Annotated in this window: 17 protein-coding genes; 9 read left to right on the top strand and 8 right to left on the bottom strand. The window is 36.2% G+C overall.

The genetic code is table 11. The features are described 5' to 3' along the window. Positions 1 to 62: 62 nt before the first annotated feature. From ACTYBU_RS01330 to ACTYBU_RS01315, 4 genes are all read right to left on the bottom strand, one after another. Complete coding sequence (locus ACTYBU_RS01330) at positions 63 to 1331, bottom strand: molybdopterin molybdotransferase MoeA (protein ID WP_445486654.1); 1269 nt, start codon at positions 1329 to 1331, stop codon at positions 63 to 65. 54 nt (positions 1332 to 1385) lie between these two features. Then, positions 1386 to 2402 (bottom strand): GTP 3',8-cyclase MoaA, encoded by a 1017-nt coding sequence (gene moaA / locus ACTYBU_RS01325; protein ID WP_445486653.1) that lies wholly within the window; start codon positions 2400 to 2402, stop codon positions 1386 to 1388. 195 nt (positions 2403 to 2597) lie between these two features. After that, the gene (locus ACTYBU_RS01320; protein WP_445486652.1) at positions 2598 to 2906 is read right to left on the bottom strand and encodes a metal-sulfur cluster assembly factor; all 309 of its coding nucleotides are present in this window, start codon (positions 2904 to 2906) and stop codon (positions 2598 to 2600) included. A gap of 438 nt (positions 2907 to 3344) precedes the next feature. Then, positions 3345 to 4115, bottom strand: coding sequence for a prolyl oligopeptidase family serine peptidase (locus tag ACTYBU_RS01315; RefSeq protein ID WP_445486651.1), 771 nt, complete (start codon positions 4113 to 4115; stop codon positions 3345 to 3347). A 500-nt stretch (positions 4116 to 4615) separates the two neighbouring features. On the opposite strand from ACTYBU_RS01315, the gene ACTYBU_RS01310 reads away from it, so the two are divergent. The 3 genes from ACTYBU_RS01310 to ACTYBU_RS01300 all read left to right on the top strand — a co-directional run bounded on the left by ACTYBU_RS01310 (position 4616) and on the right by ACTYBU_RS01300 (position 6016). Then, positions 4616 to 5434, top strand: coding sequence for a Cof-type HAD-IIB family hydrolase (locus ACTYBU_RS01310; protein ID WP_445486650.1), 819 nt, complete (start codon positions 4616 to 4618; stop codon positions 5432 to 5434). A gap of 238 nt (positions 5435 to 5672) precedes the next feature. Next, positions 5673 to 5825 (top strand): hypothetical protein, encoded by a 153-nt coding sequence (locus ACTYBU_RS01305; protein WP_445486649.1) that lies wholly within the window; start codon positions 5673 to 5675, stop codon positions 5823 to 5825. Further along, complete coding sequence (locus ACTYBU_RS01300; protein ID WP_445486648.1) at positions 5825 to 6016, top strand: DUF3813 domain-containing protein; 192 nt, start codon at positions 5825 to 5827, stop codon at positions 6014 to 6016. Before ACTYBU_RS01305 ends, ACTYBU_RS01300 begins: the two co-directional genes overlap by 1 nt. A 43-nt stretch (positions 6017 to 6059) precedes the next feature. Here the strand turns inward: ACTYBU_RS01300 and ACTYBU_RS01295 are convergent, their stop codons facing one another. Both ACTYBU_RS01295 and ACTYBU_RS01290 read right to left on the bottom strand, forming a co-directional pair. Continuing rightward, the gene (locus tag ACTYBU_RS01295) at positions 6060 to 6833 is read right to left on the bottom strand and encodes a BsuPI-related putative proteinase inhibitor (RefSeq protein WP_445486647.1); all 774 of its coding nucleotides are present in this window, start codon (positions 6831 to 6833) and stop codon (positions 6060 to 6062) included. 18 nt (positions 6834 to 6851) lie between these two features. Continuing rightward, positions 6852 to 7676 carry a YitT family protein gene (locus ACTYBU_RS01290; protein ID WP_445486646.1) on the bottom strand — a complete coding sequence of 275 codons (825 nt, stop codon included), beginning with the start codon at positions 7674 to 7676 and terminating at the stop codon, positions 6852 to 6854. A 202-nt stretch (positions 7677 to 7878) separates the two neighbouring features. Here ACTYBU_RS01290 and ACTYBU_RS01285 point away from each other — a divergent pair, with 202 nt between their 5' ends. Both ACTYBU_RS01285 and ACTYBU_RS01280 read left to right on the top strand, forming a co-directional pair. After that, positions 7879 to 8739: a DegV family protein gene (locus tag ACTYBU_RS01285; protein WP_445486645.1), complete on the top strand. Its 861-nt coding sequence runs from the start codon at positions 7879 to 7881 to the stop codon at positions 8737 to 8739. Positions 8740 to 8910: 171 nt separating this feature from the next. Continuing rightward, positions 8911 to 9042 (top strand): DUF3941 domain-containing protein, encoded by a 132-nt coding sequence (locus ACTYBU_RS01280; protein ID WP_445486644.1) that lies wholly within the window; start codon positions 8911 to 8913, stop codon positions 9040 to 9042. A gap of 431 nt (positions 9043 to 9473) precedes the next feature. Here the strand turns inward: ACTYBU_RS01280 and ACTYBU_RS01275 are convergent, their stop codons facing one another. Continuing rightward, entirely contained in the window at positions 9474 to 10343 is an 870-nt protein-coding gene (locus ACTYBU_RS01275; protein ID WP_445486643.1) for a CvfB family protein, read from the bottom strand. 149 nt (positions 10344 to 10492) lie between these two features. Here ACTYBU_RS01275 and ACTYBU_RS01270 point away from each other — a divergent pair, with 149 nt between their 5' ends. From ACTYBU_RS01270 to ACTYBU_RS01255, 4 genes are all read left to right on the top strand, one after another. After that, positions 10493 to 10984 carry a YajQ family cyclic di-GMP-binding protein gene (locus ACTYBU_RS01270; protein WP_445486642.1) on the top strand — a complete coding sequence of 164 codons (492 nt, stop codon included), beginning with the start codon at positions 10493 to 10495 and terminating at the stop codon, positions 10982 to 10984. A gap of 190 nt (positions 10985 to 11174) precedes the next feature. Then, complete coding sequence (locus ACTYBU_RS01265) at positions 11175 to 12044, top strand: SDR family oxidoreductase (protein WP_445486641.1); 870 nt, start codon at positions 11175 to 11177, stop codon at positions 12042 to 12044. Between the two features lie 417 nt (positions 12045 to 12461). Next, positions 12462 to 14222 (top strand): alpha-glycosidase, encoded by a 1761-nt coding sequence (locus tag ACTYBU_RS01260; protein ID WP_445486640.1) that lies wholly within the window; start codon positions 12462 to 12464, stop codon positions 14220 to 14222. 115 nt (positions 14223 to 14337) lie between these two features. Continuing rightward, positions 14338 to 15261 (top strand): DMT family transporter, encoded by a 924-nt coding sequence (locus ACTYBU_RS01255; RefSeq protein ID WP_445486639.1) that lies wholly within the window; start codon positions 14338 to 14340, stop codon positions 15259 to 15261. 10 nt (positions 15262 to 15271) lie between these two features. On the opposite strand, the gene ACTYBU_RS01250 is transcribed toward ACTYBU_RS01255, so the two are convergent. Beyond that, on the bottom strand, positions 15272 to 16357 hold the full coding sequence (locus ACTYBU_RS01250; RefSeq protein ID WP_445486638.1) for a DNA alkylation repair protein: 1086 nt from the start codon (positions 16355 to 16357) through the stop codon (positions 15272 to 15274). Between the last annotated feature and the right edge of the window lie 52 nt (positions 16358 to 16409).

Here is a 16409-nt window from a genome sequence, read left to right as displayed (position 1 = left end):
ACAGACTGAGCTTTCCATTTAAACTTTTTGACAACGGGAGAGGATTATTCCCCTCCCATTGTTTACCAGGGACACTCACTTCCTGCATCTTCCTCAAGAAGGATGACACGCACCTGCTCCCCAGATTTATATCCTTTATCTCCGCCTGGTAAAATTGTTAAGGCATTGGCAAAGGCTAGACTGCTTACAATGGTCGATTTATCTACCCCGCTTGTCCTTGTTTCCAAACTTCCATCAGTAATAGTCACTCTGCTTCGAATCAACCTAGTAAAAGCATTAGGTGATAAAAAATCTTCTTTTAAAGTAGCCTTTGCTATTTGCAGATGGGGTTTTTGCGAAAATAGCATACTTTTAATTATTGGATTTGCAAATAATTCAAAGCCGACATAACATGCAGAAGGATTCCCGGAAAGGCCGAATAATAATTTCCCATTAAGATGTGCTACCGTTGTGACACTTCCTGGACGCATCGCTATCTTATTAAAAAGCACCTCTGCTCCAAGTTTTTTATAAATATCTGGAAGCAGATCAAAATCCCCCACTGACACGCCGCCAGTTGTAATAAGGAGATCCACATTATTTACAGCCTCTCTAATCGCTTCGTAACTAGAATCTAAAACATCGGCCAGTTTTCCAAAATATAAAGGAATTGCTCCAGCTCTTTCCACTTGTGCTTTCATCATATAAGCATTGCTGTTTCTAATCTTTCCTTCTTCCAGCTCTTCATATACCTCTAAAAGTTCGGTGCCTGTTGCAAAAATACCAACAACTGGCTTCTTAGCAACAGGCACCTTTTCATAGCCAAAAGTTGCAAGCAATGCCATAATTCCCGGATTTATTTTTGTTCCTTTTTCAATTAATACCGTTCCATTTTTTACATCTTCTCCTTGAAAAGAAATATTTACTCCTTTTTCCAGATGATGCTTTACCGTTATATATGACTTTTCCTTGCTGCTAAAGAAAGAAACATGTTCAAACATCACAACTGCATCACATTCTTCCGGAAGCATCGCGCCTGTCATAATGCGAACCGCCTGATTTTTTCCAATGCTTTTGCTGCAAACTTGGCCAGCCCCAATTTCATCTATTATTTCAAAACATATTGGATTTTGCTCTGATGCATCAACTGTATCGCTGGAACGGAGTGCAAAGCCATCATATCCAGAACGGTCAAATCTTGGTACATCATGACTGGCTGTTATAGGTTCACATAAGTAGCGGTTATTACTTTCATCGATTGAAACATATTCCTTTCTTCCTTCTTTTTTAAATTCCATCACTTTTTTTACTGCCTCATCCACTTGTATGGGAGTTCTTTTTTCAACAAGCATTTCTCCACCTTCTCCTATTCCGTTTTCATGTATAACGATAGAAATGGGTAAACATTATCCACCAATATAAGACATTTCCACTTTTTTTCGTGCTGCTGCAGATTCTTCTGTCCGTTCATCAGAATATCGATCCGTTCGGTTTTCCCAGATCCGACAAATATAGTTTCTCAACTCTTGATCTGTTGCTCCTGCTCTCATAAAATCCCGTAGATCGTGTCCATTTCCGTTAAATAAACATGTATAGAGCTTGCCATTCGCTGACAGTCGAGATCTCGTGCAGGTAGAACAAAATGATTCTGATACAGAAGTGATGAAGCCAACATATACTTCTTCCTCTTCATACTGGTATTTTTTTGCAACTTCCCCATAATAATCTGCTTCTACAGGCAATAATGAAAAATGCTGGTCTAGTATAGCAAATATTTCTTTTTTCGTTATGACCTGATCTAATTTCCATCCATTAGTGCTTCCAACATCCATATACTCAATAAATCGAAGCTCAAGCCCTTCCTCTTTACAGTATTGTGCCATCGGTATTATTTCTTGATCATTTAACCCCTTTTTAATCACCATATTAATTTTTACGCCCAGCCCAGCATTTTTAGCTGCTTGTATCCCTTTTTTAACAGGTGCAACTCCTACATTTCTGCCGTTAATTTCTCCAAAGAGCTGATCATTTAAGCTATCTAAGCTGATATTTACCCTTTTTAATCCAGCTTCTTTTAACTTATTTGCATATTTCGGAAGAAAAACACCGTTTGTTGTTAATGCTATATCTTGTAAACCTTGTATTTTTGTTAATTTATTAATTAGGGTAGAAATATCTTTTCGCAATAATGGCTCTCCACCAGTCAATCTGATTTTTTCTACTCCCAACGATACAAATATTTTTGCCAACCTTTCTAGTTCCTCAATGGACAGCAATTCATTTGAGGACAAAAAAGGATAATCTGGTCCAAAAATTTCTGCCGGCATACAATACCGACAACGGAAATTACACTGATCTGTAACGCTTATTCTTAAATCTCTCAATGGTCTATTCCACTTATCTTTTATTCCTGCTGCTTTCATTACTATTCAACTCCATTTAGAGACATTCTGTGTAAAAAATATTAGAAGATAAAACTGCTTTCACAACATTACAATAGTAGAAATATTCTGATAAAAACGAATGGAAATAATGAAGTGCATTTATTGACATAACCAGACCTCACTTCTCCTTTTAAGTCGTGAGGCCTGTTAACCATGTTAATTCAATATGCATTTTTACTGAACGCCTAATGCAATTTTTGCATAGCGAGACATTTTATCTTTTGTCCAAGCTGGAGTCCAGACAATGTTTACTTCCGTCTCCTTCACTTCAGGAAGATCGGCAAGAGCAGCTTTTACTTGATCTACTATCACGCCAGCTAAAGGACATCCCATTGCTGTTAAAGTCATTGTAACAATTAATGTATTATCTTCCTTTAGGTCTAAATCATATATTAAACCAAGATTAACGATATCGACACCTAACTCTGGATCAATAACCATTTCTAGTGCTCCCATAATACTTTCTTTTAACTCTTCATTCATTTTATCCCACTCCTTTTTAAAATGTATGCATGACTAAAGTATTGCAGGCTAATCGAAAACGCTCGATTGCTTCGTTGTTCTCCTTACTCGAATGCTCATTACTGGGTAAAAGAGGATGAACGACTAAGTACGTTTTAAGGAAAATCGACTAACTTCGCCACGTCCTTATGTCTTCGTCGATTGACTACCGTCGACTACCGTCCTGCTAGCCTGTTGCAACGTCGAATGACCGCATCCTGTGAGCCTGTGACAACGCCGTTCTGACCAACATCCTGTTGCCCGCCGCTTCACGCCTCTAAATAAAAATGTTTTCGATCAGCCTGAAGTTTGTAAAAAAATACCTTGCCTACACTTTAAAGTATTGTACTTATCATAACAAAAATACGACGCAATGGAAAAGAACAAGATTTACCGCTTATTTATAAAACCGAATGAATCTTATTGCAAATGCTTTTCAAACCAATCCACCGTTTTTAGCATTGCCAGTCTGCTGACTTTATGGCCAGATGTTTCATCACTGATGAAACAAAGGTTTTCCGGTGTTTTATCATACAATGGCTTTATTGCTTCGTAGAACTGATAAGAATACTCATATGGTACGACATTATCTTGTTTACTATGCCAAAACAGCAATGGTCTATTGTTCAGCTTCTCTGGATCCTTACTTAAATCCAGTTGTGCTAGGCGTTGAATTAACACGTTAATTTCTTCCTTTTTAAGTGGAATTTTGTATCCCCTTTTTTCCACTTCATTGATTGTAAAGTTTGCAAATTTCTCATAATAAGGCATTCCCATTAAACTGACTGCAGCATGGATCCATGAATATTTTCTAAGTGCTCCCAACGTAACGATGCCTCCCATGCTTGTCCCGACCAGTCCAACATGATTTGCATCGATAAGTCCTTTTTCTTCAAAGCTTTCTTTTATAATAGGAATCTCATCCATAGTCTTTAATACAATATCCCAAAAACGCATATTCAAATCCATTTTACTCAAGCCTGTTTCTCTTTCTCCATGATATAAACAATCTGGAAGAACAACGCGGAATCCCTTTTCAGCTAAATTGTAGGCAAAATGAAGATTATGTTCTTTTGCACTTGTAAAGCCATGAATAAATTGAAGATAAGGAAGCTTTTGATCGTAATTATCTTTTTTTACGATATGTAATAATGGAATATCATTTACGAATATTTTTTCTATTATAATCATCAAAATAACCCCTTCGTTTCTGCTTGAAAATTTGCCATTCCTATTTTTCCAACGCTTTTTTCGACCCTTAATTTTTGAAAAATGATAAAAATAGGTTAACATTATAATGCTAAGTTCTTCCGCTTCTATTTAATCGTCCAAATGTAATAAATATGGTTCATAATAAATCGAACTATTTAACAAACCTTTACAGCAATAAAGTAGAAATGATGCATATATTATAATAAAATTTTATATGTATATAATGATACTAAATTAAGTGTATCATGAAGTGTTTTGTTTTTCTAAATAAAGTGAACCTTTCCATAAGGGGGGTCTTACTGTCCGTTAAGAGTGGGATAAAAGCGAAAGCATATTTGCTTTTCGTCGTACTGGAAGATTAATATAGGAATATTTTGTTATTCTGCATTCCTACTTCCTTTAAGTCGAAAATAGAAAACAAAACATGGTTTTAAAGACTTTTAAATATTACCATATTAAACATACTAGAAGGAGAAACTATGACAGAAAAACATCTAATAGCACTTGACCTTGATGGAACATTATTAAAAAATGACAAAACTATTTCTCCCTTAACAAAAAAAGTTATTCAAAAAGCCCGAGAAGATGGACATGTTGTGATGATTGCTACAGGGAGACCTTATCGTGCAAGTGAAGCAATTTATAAGGAATTAGCTCTGGATACACCAATTGTCAACTTTAATGGGGCATTTATTCATCATCCGAAAGATAGAAATTGGGGTATTTACCACTCTCCGCTAGATATGAAAACAGCAAAGGATATTGTAGAGGCATGCAGTGATTTTTCTTTTCATAATATTGTGGCAGAAGTAATCGATGAGGTGTATTTTCATTATCATGATGAAAAGCTCATAGATATTTTTTCTTTAGGGAATCCGAAGACAACAACTGGCAACCTTCTTAACTTTTTAGAAGCTGCTCCAACCTGTTTATTAATTCATACTGAAGAAGAACATGTAAAAAGCATCCGCAGCCACTTATCAACTGTACATGCTGATTTAATAGACCACCGTCGCTGGGCAGATCCATTTCATGTTATAGAAATTGTAAAGTCAGGCTTAAATAAAGCAGTTGGTCTGAAAAAAGTTTCTGAGTTCTACCAAATACCTCAGCATAATATTATCGCATTTGGGGACGAGGATAACGATTTTGAAATGATTGAATTTGCAGGCAAAGGCATTGCAATGGGCAATGGCATCCAGGAATTAAAATCTCTAGCCAATGCAACGACATTAACCAATGAAGAAGATGGGATTGCTTTCTATTTAAACGAAGCATTAAATTTAAAAGCCATCTAACAATTGACAACAGAATGTGGACAAACGCTTGATTTCCTCGTTGTCTTCCTTACTCGGATGTTCATTACTCAAGCACTGCAACTGCGCTCCTGAAGCCATCTAACAAATAAAACAAGTGGTTAACATTACCGCCATTAAATCTTCCTTTCCTGTTCCATACTATAGGAGAAGCAGTGATTTTACATTTCATCTTTGTAAAATCACTGTTTCAAACCACTTATATTTGGAGGGATTACCTATGGGAAAACGTAATAAATCAAAACGCTTTGTACAACAGGGTGTAGACTCCGTAACTAAGCATGCTGAACGTATCCCTTTTCACATGACCTATGCAGAAGCAGAAAGCTATAAAATGGCCAACGTGAAGGAATCTACTCATGGAGGAATATAATGGGAAACAGAATATTTCAAGAAGCTAGAGAAGCAGTTGAATCCGTAAAAGCATCACAAGGACAAGATATCAACGATCTAGTGGCAAAAGCAAAAAACGCAATTAGTTCAGCTTATGCCAATACTACCGTTGCTGAACAGCAGCAATTAGCACAGCTGCAAAAAGAACTTGAACAAATAGAAGTCCGTTAATAAGGAGCTGTCTAGAAACATGGCTTCCCTGCAGCAATGATTTTCATTGCTGCAAGTGGAAGCTATGTTTTATACAATTTGAAGAAGAGAATACTTCTAATTCTACTGGAAAGGGTTTTATAAACGTTTCCGCTTCTTCTATTAAATACAAAATAAGCGTTCCATTTTTCGGAAGAATATGTTTAGGAATCTCTAAATGAATAAGAAAACTTCCATCTGCTTGTTTGTTAACCACTTGATTGGAAAGGAGTTCATTATGCCCATCCTCTACTGTGTATAGCAGTTTATTCGGTGTTTTCGCTAAACCTGTTATGGTGTAGCTGCCATTCGTCCCCTTCACTTTTATGTTCTTATACACAGTGTTTTCTGCTGGAACAGCAACTGTTGTACATGCCTTTAATATCGCTGTCGATTCATCCAACTGTGTTGGAAGCAATACAGCTTCAATTTTATACTCACCTGGTTCTATTCTGCTTCCATTATAAATGTAATTCCAATTTTCCTTCCAAGTATATGTTTCATGCGGCTTAATCGTCATTTCCTGAATGGCCTGCAAAAAGGCTTTATTAAGAGAATACCTGTAAACTTCTTCCTCCGTTTCAGACTTGATGATTATTTCGTATTTTTGTGAGGATGAAAATCGTAATTTTTTTGGACGGTCATCCAGGTTTGACAATTTTAATTGGATTTCAGCTTCATCCGTTCTAGCCGCTGCATGAATGGCAAGTACTAGTTGATTACTCGTTTGTGCTTCTGCATCTCCAACAAAAGAAGGACAGAAAAAAAGAAGGATGCATACAATAAAAGCATGCTTCACCATAACTCCACCTCTATTTTACTCTTTTCTGAAAAAACCAAAAATCGCTGTTGTTTGTACAATATTGGTAAATGCATTGGGATCTACTTCTTTTATAATTCTTTCTAAATCAAATAATTCGTAACGAGTAATGACAATCATCATCATATCCCGTTCTTCATTGGAAAAAGCACCTTTTGCAGGAATCATTGTAATACCTCTAACTAGTTTTTCGTAGATCGCTACTTTTAATTCATCTGCTTTTTTTGTCACAATCATCACGGTTAATTTTTGGTGGCGAGTATGAATAGCATCTATCACCCTTGTTGCTGCATATAAAGTAACGAGCGTATACAGCGCTTTTTCCCATCCATACAGATAACCTGCTGTTAAAATGATGACGCTGTTTAATGTAAAAAAGTAAGTGCCTACAGGCTTATCTTGAACCCGGGAAAGTATCATTGCAATGATATCCATTCCACCCGTTGATGCTCCCCATTTTAAAGTAAAACCAACACCAACAGCTGCAATAACACCGCCAAATACTGCATTTAATAAAATGTCGTCAGCATACGAATTCACCGGTATAATTTCAAGAAATAATGACATAAAAGCTACACTCAGAAAACTATAAAATGTGAATGATTTTCCAACTTTCATCCAACCCAAAATAGCTACAGGCACATTTAAAAGGAAAAGCAAAACTCCAGTTGACAGCGGCGTTACACTAGCAATCAGCTGGGCAACTCCAGCAAATCCGCTTGAATAAATCTGGGCTGGAATTAAAAAACAATTCATCGCGATTGCATTTAAACACGAACCTAATATAACAACACTTAATTTTTTGAATGGCAGCCAATACATATTTATCCTCCATTTATAGTAATTTTTACTATATTACTATTTCCTATTCGTTGTTTTTTTACAAAAATAAATATACACTACATGTATGTATTCCACCTTATTAGCTAAAAAACATTCTATACATAAGCCAGCTATCAATATACCATAAAAATTTAACCGTACAATAATTTTTTTAAATATATAAAGAAAGAAGATGGATAAAATGACGTTTAAGATCATGGCGGATAGTGCTTGTGATTTGCCTTTAAGCTTCTATAAAGAAAATAATGTTGTTCTGTTTCCTTTAAAGGTTTATCTTGCTGGTGAAGAATATGAGGATTTAAAAACGATTGCACCAGAAACTGTTTATGCTGCAATTCGAAATGGACAAATACCAAAAACTTCCCAAGTATCACCGACAGTTTTTAAAGAAGCATTTACTGCATTGGCAGAAAATAGCGAGAAGGGCGTATATATTGCCTTTTCGTCTGAGTTATCTGGAACATACCAAACCGCAGTAATGATCTATGAACAAGTCAAAGAAGATTATCCGCACCTAGACTTGACGATTATTGACAGCAAATGCGCTTCCTTAGGACACGGATTAGTCGTTCAAGAAGCAGTAAAACAAAGAAACCTTGGCAAGTCCTTAGAAGAGGCAACTTCAGTGATAAAAGCTTCCTGCGCTCATATGGAGCATCTATTTACAGTGGAGGATTTGGATTATTTAGCACAAGGAGGACGTGTTTCCAAAGCTTCTGCATTCATAGGCGGGCTTTTGCAAATAAAGCCACTCCTTCATGTAGAAGATGGCAAACTTGTTCCTTTAGAAAAGATCCGTGGAAAGAAAAAGCTGCTTCGGAGAATGCTGGATTTAATGGAAGAAAGAGGAGCTGCAATCTCTGCTCAAACGGTTGCAATCAGTCATGCCGATGATGAAACAACAGCACTTGAATTAAAAAGCCTGATCATGGAAAAGTACCAGCCTAAAGAAGTATATATTTCAGCAATCGGCGCTGCAATCGGCTCTCATACTGGTGCAGGCACAATTGCTCTTTTCTTCTTAAACCAGACAGGAGAATAACGATTACATCGAAAGCTTTTTTCAATACGAGCGTTTGTCGACATCTGATACATATTCTTTTCCCTTTCCAACCATACTAGTAATGTTCAAAAAAGCGGAAGCTTCAGTTGACTCGATGAAAATTGGACACCCTTTTAACTTAAAATCTGGTTTTAGGAAAGGAGTATTATCATGCCACATACTTCTGACAATGATAAAAAGTCTAAAGATAATAATGCATTGCTACATGAAAAAAATATGATGAGAGAAAAAAACCGCAAAAATGGGAAACATCAATACAGCAAAAAAACAGATCATTTGTAATTTCCCTTTTAAGATTATCCAACTGTACTCCATTTTGTAAAAAACATGGGGTGCAGTTTTTTCTCTATTAGATGATGGGAGCTGAGTGGAAGTGGAAGTCACTAATGTCTAATAGGATGCATTCTTCTCTTATGAATAATGAAGATTGAGCATTTTTCAGTAGTCTAATTAAAGTCCTTTAATGCACTAAGAAAAACTTTTGTAATACGCTTAAACAGGGCATTTATCCATTTTGTTTCAAGACAACAATCAAACATATTTTTCATAAGATTTTCTATGCATGTTATTATGTAATATTACACTAAAGTTTGGGTCTAATTTTCATTAGACTTAAACTTAGAGAATTCTCCCTCTTTTAAAAGCTCTTTATACAAAAAGGGCGTCAAAAGTTTATTTCCAAACTTTTGACGCCGTCATTCTACTGAATAGAATTAATCTTTTTTCAAATAGGTCCAGCCTTCTTCTTGATAGACCTTGTTTTCTTTCATTAATTTTCCTAATGCACGTTTAAAAGAACCCTTACTGATTCCAAACCGCTCTTGAATATCTTCCGGCATGCTTTTATCTCCGTATGGCATTGCACCTTTTCGCATTTCTATATAGGCAAGAATATTTTGTGCATCTACATCTAATGCTTCTTCTTTTCGCGGCAATAAAGAAACATTGATTGTTCCATCTTCTTTCACATCAATAATTCTTCCATTTACTTTTTCGCCAAGTCTCGGCTCCTTGCCCCGCTCTGTTTCATGAATAAATCCTTTGAAGCCTTCAGCCGTATAGATCCAGCTTCCTACCTTGGCCGTCCGGTAAATATGACCATGAATATTTTTATTATAGTCTTTTTTTTCTGCTTTTGTTGAAATGCTTTCGATTACTGGATCCGTAGCAACTTTTACATATAAATAATTATTGCGGTTTACCTTTAATGTAATGTATAGCATATCGCCAACTTCCGGCCATATTTCATCGTGAACAGGAAGATCGTCTTCTCCAAGCAGCATATCCTTTTTTAAGCCAATATCAAAAAAACAGCCTATACCCGATTTAATGTCTGTTACTTTCACCCAGTCGTATTTGCCAACAGCTATCGTTGGAATAAACGTGCTGGAGCATGCTCGTCCCTGTGAATCTGTATAGACAAAAATGCGGACATCATCCCCTACTTCTAATTTTTTATCTGTTTCATTAAAATGAAGCAATATATCTTCATCCCCTGCTTCCACTTGCAGAAAATATCCGAATGATGCTTCTCTTACAACGGTCGCTAATACTTCTTGCCCTATATAATCTCTTAAAGACACTAGATTGTCCTCCTTAATTTTTCTATCTATTTTTTCCTGTATTTATATCCATAGTTGTGACAACTGCTATATTTTACTATAATACAAACATAAAAGAAATGGGGTTCATTCTCAACCATTGGGATTGGCAGCCAAACAGGAGGTAAAAAATGGCGAAAGAAAGCTCATTTGATATTGTATCAAAGGTAGATATGTCGGAAGTGTCCAATGCAATTCAAATTGCCAAAAAGGAAATTCAGAACCGTTATGATTTTAAAGGAAGCAAAAGTGACATAACGTTAGATAAAGAAGAACTTGTGTTAGTTTCGGACGACGAATATAAATTAGAACAATTAAAAGATGTATTGATCAGCAAAATGATTAAACGTTCCATTCCGATAAAAAATCTGGATTACAGCAAAGTAGAAGGTGCCTCTGGAGGAACCGTTCGTCAACGTGCCAAGCTTGTCCAAGGAATTGATAAAGAAAATGCTAAAATTATTAATATGCTGATCAAAAACAGTGGATTAAAAGTAAAAAGCCAATTGCAGGACGATCAAATTCGTGTAACTGCAAAGAGCCGAGATGATCTTCAACAAATTATTGCTGCTGTAAGAGAATCAAAAATCACGGTCGATGTTCAGTTTGTTAATTACCGCTGATAAGGTCTGTATAGCTCTCCCAACTTTCTGTGGGAGAGTTTTATTCTTTTTCAAGGAAAGATAACTGATATTATTCCCTCTTATCCTCAAAACAAAAACCCGTGAGATCACTCCTTATTTTTCCATGTTTAATTATGGACTTCTGGGAAAAATAACAAAATATGAAAAGACAAAGGAGTGTAAATGAAACATGAGCAACAGTCAAAATCAAAATAAAACCTTCCCCCCACAACACCAAAATCAACAGCCTGGCATTCAAACAGAAATGAATCCAGTCCCTATAGAAGTAAATCCAAATTATAAAGGGTCTGGCAAACTGCAGGGAAAAGCTGCTATTATAACTGGCGGAGACAGCGGAATCGGCCGCTCAGTGAGCATTTATTTTGCAAAAGAAGGAGCAAATGTTGTCATCGTGTATTTAAATGAACATGACGATGCACAAAAAACAAAAGAATTAGTAGAAGCAGAAGGGGTAAAATGCTTAACCATTGCTGGAGATGTCGGAGATGAAAGTTTCTGCAAATCAGTTGTGGATAAGACTGTCTCTGAATTTGGCACAATTAATATTATCGTAAATAATGCGGCAGAACAACATCCGCAGCAAAGCTTGCTGGATATTTCCGCAGATCAATTGCAAAAAACATTTCAAACAAATATTTTTTCGATGTTTTATTTATCAAAAGCAGCGTTGCCTCATCTTAAATCAGGGGATAGCATCATAAATACAACATCCATCACAGCATATAAAGGTAATCCGACACTGCTTGACTACTCTTCCACAAAAGGAGCAATTACATCATTTACTCGTTCCTTATCTCAGTCACTTGCAAAACAAGGAATAAGAGTAAATGGTGTGGCTCCAGGACCAATATGGACCCCTTTAATTCCTGCTACATTTGACAGTGAGCAGGTGTCGACTTTTGGTTCTAACACACCATTTGGCCGAGCAGGACAACCGAATGAACTTGCTCCTGCATATGTTTATTTAGCAAGCGAAGATTCTGCCTATGTAAGCGGACAAGTCATCCACGTGAATGGAGGAACCGTCGTTAACGGGTAATTCATCATCCGATTTATTGTGATTTGTCGATTAGTTAAATATGCTGCCATATTTCTATTTAGAATATGGCAGCTTTTTGCTTTTTTAGGATGAGTAATTTGAGTTTGGCGGAATTACCTTCAGGAATGAGGGATTATTTTGGGATTCGCAGATTTATCTCCTGAATCGCGGGATTATTTTCATTACAGTTAAATATATTGACTATTACACTTAATACACTTTCTTCCCATTCAACTTCTGCACTTTCATTAAACACTCCAACTTTTTTTCATAGAAGCTTTAAACTGAACCTTTCCCTCTTTCTTATTCAAACAATTGCCCATCTAATCCTATAAGACTATTTTTCCATTCCTTCTTTTAAAACCTTTTATTTTTGGAAAAGCTAGTGAAAAGTTTTATGTAGGGGAGAGGAAGAGGATGATCGATTTAGCGTCCATTTATCATAGAACAGTAGATAATTATTGTTATCTTCATGATGAGGAAACACTTCATATCCGCATCCGGACAAAAAAAGATAATGTAGCAGAAATTGTTTTATTATTCGGTGATCAATATGAAATAGTAGATTATAAATGGATAACATTCCGCCAGACGATGGAAAAAGCAGGATCTGATTGTTTATTTGATTATTGGCAGGTTTCTATTAAAACAAATTATAAAAGAATACGATATGGCTTCATTTTGAAAGACTGGGAGCAGGAAATGACATTAACAGAAAAGGGATTTTTTCCATTTGTTCCGGAAGATGCAGGCTTGTTCTTCTGTTTGCCGTATATGCATAAATGTGATGTATTTTCTCCGCCAGACTGGGTTCGGAAAACGATATGGTATCAGATATTTCCTGAACGCTTTCGCAATGGAGACAGCAGTATAAATCCCGAGCATACAATTGAATGGGGACAGGAAGAACCTAATTTAACAAATTTTTTCGGTGGAGATTTTCAAGGAATAATGGATTCTTTAGATTACCTTCAAGACCTTGGAATAAACGGAATCTATCTTACACCTATTTTTGCGGCTAGATCCAATCATAAATATGATACGATAGATTATTTCACGATTGATCCACAATTCGGGGATATTTCCCTTTTTCGCGAGCTTGTAAAAGAATGCCATAACAGGGACATCCGCGTGATGCTTGATGCTGTTTTTAACCACTGCAGTGTGGAATTCCCTCCTTTTCAGGATGTAATTGAAAAAGGAGAAAACTCTTTATATAAAGATTGGTTTCATATCCGCAATTTCCCATTAAAAGACGGAAACACAATAAATTATGAAACATTCGGCTTTTATGAATATATGCCAAAGCTAAATACTGCCAATGAAGACGTAAAGCGCTACTTATTAAAAGCTGCCTCTTATTGGATTAAAGAATGTAATATTGATGGCTGGAGACTAGATGTAGCCAATGAAATTGACCACCGCTTTTGGTATGAATTTCGTGCAACTGTTAAAGCAATAAATCCTGACCTATTTATTCTAGGTGAGGTTTGGCATGACTCTGTTTCCTGGCTGAGAGGAGATCAATTCGACTCTGTTATGAATTATCCTTTTTTAAGCAAATCCTTGCAGTTTTTTGCTTATGATATGATTTCAGCTCAACAGTTTGCAGAAGATTTAACAACTATTCTCCATTCCTATTCAGATAATATCAACCATGTTTTATTTAATATTATTGACAGTCACGATACGCCACGTGTATTAAATGAATGTCACTATCGGAAGGAACGGGTCAGGCTATTGTTTACCTTTATGTTAACCTTTCCTGGAACACCATGTATTTATTATGGAGATGAAATTGGTTTAGATGGAGGCAGCGACCCTGGATGCCGAAAATGTATGCCTTGGCAGGAGAATCAGCAAGATCTTGAACTAAGAAATTATATAAAGTCATTAATTGCTGTACGCAAAAACACACCACTGTTAACAAGTTATGGCACCCTGTATTTTCTGCCGGCAGTTGAAAATTGTTTTGCATACTATAAAAAAAATGAGCATGAAATCGTGCTTGTATTAATAAATAAAAGCGAGATAGAAATCCACTATACTCTGCCTTTTTCTTTAAAAGGAAAAAAAATTACTTTGCTTCTCACTCAGCAGGAATATGCAGCAGAATCAGATGAACTTTCTATAACACTGGCTCCATATGAAAGCATTGTTTTATCATTTGCAATCTAATAGGGTTCAAAATACCACTGTTTTCATATGTTTTCGATTTTTCTGAAAATACTTCTTGTCTAACCATTCAATTAGTACTATTATATGTAAGAATTATTAGACAGGGGGGATATCTATGAGGAAGACGGACAGCTCAAAATCAATTGGTCTACCATTAATTATTTCGATTATTGCCATCTCTTTTTCTGCTATTTTTGTTAAATGGTCTGATGCATCTGCAACCATTTTAAGCATGTACAGGATGTGGCTGGCATGTGCATTGATGGTGCCAATGGTTTATATAAACAGGAAGGATTTTAAAAAGTTGTCCAAAAAGGATTGGTATTTTTTATTCTTTTCTGGAACCTTTTTAGCATTGCATTTTGCTTTATGGTTCAGTTCCTTAAAATTGACCACTGTTGCAAGCTCTACCATTATCCTTGCATTGCAGCCGATTATTTCGTTAATAGGAGGGTTTATCTTTTTTAAAGAACGGACGACATCTTCTGCCATCATGACGATGGGGATTGCTATTATTGGCGCCATGATGATTGGCTGGGGTGATATATCGTTAAATGGAAAGGCAATTATTGGAGACATGTTTTCCTTTTTAAGTGTTATTGCAGTAGTTGGCTATTTGTTGATCGGACAAAGCATTGTAAAAAAAATGTCTCACTGGGTCTATACATATTGTGTGTTTTTTTTCGCGGCCTGTTTATTATCTGTCTATAACCTGCTAATTGGGGAATCATTAACTGGCTATTCTGCAAAAGAATGGGGAATCTTTTTTCTTCTTGCTATCGTGCCTTCCCTTGCCCATGTTATCAATAATTGGCTGCTGAATTACGTGAATGCCACTACAATTTCGATGAGCATTTTAGGAGAGCCTGTAGGTGCTACTCTTTTAGCAGTCCTATTATTAAAAGAGCAGTTAGTAGGCTGGCAGATATTCGGCGGGTTATTAGTATTGGCAGGCGTATTCTTTTTTCTAATCCAACAGCAGCATAAACGTGAGATTAGACAGGAAGAAGCTGTTGGATTGACTAGACCATCCAAGTAGATGGTCTTTTTTATTTCGTCTGCATGTGTATATCAAAATTAAAGGAAGCTTTTTCTTTTCCATTTAGGATGACCGTAAGGGTATGGTTTCCTGGATAATGTCTTCTTGTTGTTAAATCTTTAAAAGAATGGGTCTTGAAATAGCGTTTCCTTTTTCCTTCTTCTAATACTGTTTCAGATAAATGAAACACTTTTCTGCTGCGTTTTCCATTTGCCTTTACGTAATCTATTGCATACTCGACTCTTATTTTCTTTTGTATGGAAGAGAAAACCTCAAACGAAAAAGAAATGCTTTCTCCAATGGAGACCTGCTCCGCCTCGCAATGAACAGAAGTTAATTCTACCGACTCCCCTGCATCATATCCAAAAATAGCTAAGACTCGAGCTTCCCCCTTTTTTAACATCGTTCGGCACGCATGTTTCACAATCCAATTTGTATAAGTATTTTCCCCATGCCAAGCAGTTGCCAGATCTATTACTAAATCAGGATGTGTTTTCGAAATATCATTAAGATTATTTGCGACACTTTTTCGAACATATAAAGATTCGTCTGTTTTTAAAGCCTCTAATACCGGAAGAACTGGAGATGGATCTTTCTTCAGGCTTGGAATTGACATTCCCCATGGCAATCTTGGACGGCAGCCTTCACTTGCCAACCTGCGTACATGTTCATTTTCACTCTGAGTCCAAATTTGCATTTGCTCTAGCATTCTTTCTTGATCTTTTAATAGAAAGGGTCGAACAGCAAATTCAGAAGTAGAATACTCTGTTAAAAATTCCAATGCAGCAATAGATTGCTCCCAGTTATTTAACCCGTAAACTTCCACATAATCTGGAAAAATAATTCCCCCCAATCCTTTAAAGGAAGGAGCTATGTTATAAAAACAAGCTAAATTGTCCTCATAATCCAGCGGCAGCGCCTCATGCATAGAAATCGTAATCCTGCGCATTCTTTCTTTTAATGCAAGCTCTTCCCAATCTTTTTGATAGATGGAAGCACAAAAAAGCTGCTCATCAAAAAAACTGCATTGCTGTTTTATCTTTTTCCCTAATCTTTCTATAAATGTTTGATTATATATATTCTTTAAAGGTTCCATTTCTACTCCTTCTTCTGTCTATTATCCTTCAAGTATAAACGAACATACATTC

Source organism: Niallia sp. 03133 (assembly GCF_052663225.1).
This window is presented reverse-complemented; position numbering and strand designations above follow the sequence as displayed.